The sequence below is a fragment of the Pedobacter sp. UBA5917 genome, assembly GCF_002432345.1.
In the GTDB taxonomy this organism is placed as follows: Bacteria; Bacteroidota; Bacteroidia; order Sphingobacteriales; family Sphingobacteriaceae; genus Pedobacter.
Genome location: NZ_DJDT01000198.1, coordinates 1 through 3,960, shown reverse-complemented (window position 1 = coordinate 3,960; position 3,960 = coordinate 1). Strand labels below are relative to the sequence as shown.

The following is a 3,960-nucleotide window of genomic DNA, read 5'->3' as shown; positions in this document are numbered from 1 at the left end:
TTATCGCGCTTGTGGCCTCCGGCAAGAAATCAGATTGTTACCTGGGTTGCGGCGCAAAGGGCAGCACACCCTGACGTAGATTTTAGCGGGCCAATTGGCGAAATAGATTATGTGGGCAGTTTGGCTACCGGCTATAAAGGCGTGCCTAAACAATTCGTGCGCTTTAACCCCAGAAGTTTCGATGTGGACGCGAATGTTGTAGCTCCACCGCTTGAAAGGTATGCTGTAGATGTAAAACACATTACACCAAAACATAACCGTATTTTTGCTATCGGACACGGAACAGATATAACACCTTTAATTACATTCTGCCATGAAGCCCACCGCGAAATGACCCCAATACCTGGTTATGATGCCAGCGAACAATTTGATGTTGTAATTGCAGCATCCGCAACCCCAGGCCAGGATAGGACCAATACTGGTATTACAAGGGTTTATAGATTGAGAGGTACCCTTGAACCAGAGCGTTATACGGCAATGGTAAACGAATTGAGGGGAGCAGGATTATTGGTGGATGAAGATGCAGGATGGAGACTGAAACCGGAGCTATCTGAACAGGAAATGAATACTTTTAACCAGATATTGGCTAGATACGAATAAAAGAACATGACCGACACAAAAATATTGTACCATTACCTTTTGGATTATATTGAAGCCGATAAAATTGAAAATTTATCAGATACGGAAAGACTGGCATTAATCGCCTCAATTGTTAAAAATGGGCCATTTAATGAAACCTGGAATGCATTAATTGAGCTTTTTTATGCCTGGAAATGGGATCATAAACATGAAGCTATCACATACACCAATAACCTTATTACAGATTGGCCATTAGTGGTAAGAACGGTGAATATGGCATGGGCACGGGTATTCAACAATGGATACCTTACAGATGTGATTCTGCTGGCCAAAGGTATCGATATCAATAGAAGTACGAATGGTAACGATCTGACGGTTGTTGCATCTTCTCCTTTTGCGGTTAATCTCATTGAGATCAGTATCGATAGAAGTAGCGTAAGTTTAGAAGGAATGCTGGCATTATCCGGTTCAAAATTTTTAAGGCATTTGGTCATACTTAATTTAAATGGAATTACACTTTCGGATGAGAAGCTGGAAATTTTGTTTAATCCCACTGCATTGGATGGGTTAAAAATCCTAAAGCTAAAAAACTGTGGTATAAATATCGAACGGACGAAATTGCTAGCCAAATCTAAACTATTAACTCAATTGAAGGGATTAAATCTATCCTATAATACCATTGGCAACGAAGGTGTTAATGTTTTATTTAATTCCACTTTATTGCCCGATCTGGAACAACTGGACTTAACCGATAATTTTATAAGCGATGAAGGAGCCGTTTTGTTGTTAAAGTGCGATAAGCTCCCAAATTTAATTGAACTAACACTAAGCAGGAATAACATTAACAAGCCCGAAGTATTATATGCATTGGCAGCTAAAAAGAATAACCTGAAATTAATTCTTTAGCATTTAATTTTTCTTCTCTTTATCCAGAACCGTAAAAACCTGCACCAATCTTTCACCATTTTCGTCGACCAATGTTAAGGTATGTTTGCCAGGCGGCGGACTAACAGCCAGTTGATGAAAATTGGTAGTGGTGGCCACGTATTCGTTATCGATATGCCAGTATATTTTTGAGTTCGAATTTCGATGTGCGGCATTGATTACAATTTTACCTCTTGTACCATCAAGTTCTAAGGGAATATAAACTATGGCGTTGTTTTTAGGGTAAATTACCTCCATTACACTATTTCCTCCCGAAAGGTTGCAACCATCTTTAAAAGGAGGGAGATTCTTATAATCACTGTTTTTAATTTTGTAGTAATATTCCATTGCCGGAGGTAAAATAAACCAGCTTTTGTGCTGCATATTGGTTACACTTTCGCACTGATCGGTAACCCTGTAAACACCGGTTTTATCCAGATGGACCAATTTATGATAAGGACAAACAGCTGTTTTTTCTCCTGAAACCGGAACCAACTCTTCTACCACATCAGTACAGTATTCTCCGGCCTTGTAACCACTTTGCTTGCATATTTTAAGCTTTTTGAGTTTGGTTGTTGGCGTTTCGAACCATTTCCCATTGGGCAATAACCTAAAAATGTCGAATAGGACCGGAGCTGCTGCTTCGATACCCACTAAACCGGGTCTTCCTTCACCATCGGCATTGCCCACCCAAACGCATACCACATAATTTGGAGTTAAACCTACCGCCCAGGCATCCCGGAAGCCAAAACTGGTGCCGGTTTTCCATGCAACCCTTTGTGATGATGAAAATTGTTCCCACAAACCTTCATCGCCCGGGCGCATTACTTCTTCCATGGCATTAAATGTGGCCCATATTGCACCGTGATCTAAAAAAGAGTTTCGCTGGTAATCTTTTTCGTCGGAATCTTTACTATTGAAATAACGTGCAGGTTTATAATCTTCAGGATTGTAAAGTCCTTTGTAAGTATTAAAATGGTTTAAAGTGCGCACCATGCCCATATAGGTATTGGTGAGATCCCACATGGTTACTTCGCTGCCACCCAAAATTAAGGATAATCCATAGTGATCTGCGGGTTGATTTAATGTACCAATGCCGAGTTTTTTGAGTTTATCATAAAAACGTTCGTACTTGTATTGTTGCAGCATTTTTACTGCAGGTATGTTTAGCGATCGGCTCAGGGCTTTATCTGCAGCAATGGCACCATCATAACCCAGATCGTAATTTTGTGGCGAATAACCGGCAATTTGAGTGGGGATATCAGGAATTAAGGTGTGGGGCAATATAAAACCGTCGTTCATCATACTGGCATACAGCAAAGGTTTTAAGGTACTGCCCGGACTGCGTGGTGCTTTGATCATATCCACATGGCTTTGCAGGTCGGTATTTTCAGGCTGGTAAATATTGCCCACGTAACTTACTACTTTACCTATACGTGCATCGAGTATCAATGCCGAAATATTATTGATATCATTGGCCCGATAACGGTTATTATACCGTTTTAATATCGAATTTACCTTTAGCTGAATATTTTCATCCAAAGTAGAGGTAATTCTGGTCGAATTAATATCCAGATTTTTCCTTTCGGCCTTAAAGCGGTTTAATAAATGCGGTGCATTTTGCGGTAAGGCCATCGGTTTGCCCGGCACAGGCTCCAACTTGGATAAGTTGGCAGTAGCTTGATCGATGTATTTAAGTTTGGCAAGTTTATCGAGTAAATCGTTCCTTTTTTTTATCAGTTTGGTCGAATTTTTACCTGGATGAACCAACGATGGACTATTGGGAAGCACCGCTAAAGTGGCCATTTCGCCCCACGAAAGGGTTTTTGCATCACGGCCATAATAACGCCAGCTGGCAGCTTCCAAGCCAACAACATTGCTTCCAAATGGAGCATTGGCAGCATACAAACCTAAAATATCTTCTTTCGAATATTTAATTTCTAAACGGAAAGCCAAAATAACTTCCAATAGTTTTTGCCATAAGGTGCGATCCTGTTTGCGGGATAAGCGGATTACCTGCATGGTTAAGGTACTACCACCACTTACCACACTTTTTGCCCGCCAGTTCTGACGCATGGCCCTGCTCATGGCCAATATATCTACGCCAAAATGGTTGTAAAACCGTTTGTCTTCAAATGCAATAATGCAATCCTTAAATTTTATGGGAACGCTATCGGCCACCGGAAAACGCCACTGCCCATCACTGGCAATTGCAGCACTTAATAAATTGCCATTGCTTGCCTCAATTACATAAGAGGTAGGTGTTTTGAAAAGTTTTGACGGTAATAAAAATAGAAATCCCAAAAGCAGGGCAAAACAGATCAGATCGGAAATGAGGAATGCTTTTGGTGTTTTGTTCATTTGGTTTTGGTATGATATGGTATGTTTCGGTTCGTGGTGACACGAACCGAGGCGCTGGGTTTATTATTAAGTTCCATCGTCCTCGTTTGTAACGAG

General features: G+C 40.8%; 3 protein-coding genes. 2 read left to right on the top strand and 1 reads right to left on the bottom strand.

The window, feature by feature from the left end:
• Both B2V92_RS13040 and B2V92_RS13035 read left to right on the top strand, forming a co-directional pair.
• The coding region (locus B2V92_RS13040) for a hypothetical protein (RefSeq protein WP_293308696.1) at window positions 1-600 on the top strand (600 nt) is incomplete at its 5' end.
• A 6-nt stretch (window positions 601-606) separates the two neighbouring features.
• Window positions 607-1,485 (top strand): hypothetical protein, encoded by an 879-nt coding sequence (locus tag B2V92_RS13035; protein WP_293308694.1) that lies wholly within the window; start codon window positions 607-609, stop codon window positions 1,483-1,485.
• 3 nt (window positions 1,486-1,488) lie between these two features.
• On the opposite strand, the gene pbpC is transcribed toward B2V92_RS13035, so the two are convergent.
• Window positions 1,489-3,864 carry a penicillin-binding protein 1C gene (gene pbpC, locus B2V92_RS13030; RefSeq protein ID WP_293308692.1) on the bottom strand — a complete coding sequence of 792 codons (2,376 nt, stop codon included), beginning with the start codon at window positions 3,862-3,864 and terminating at the stop codon, window positions 1,489-1,491.
• Window positions 3,865-3,960: the final 96 nt, after the last annotated feature.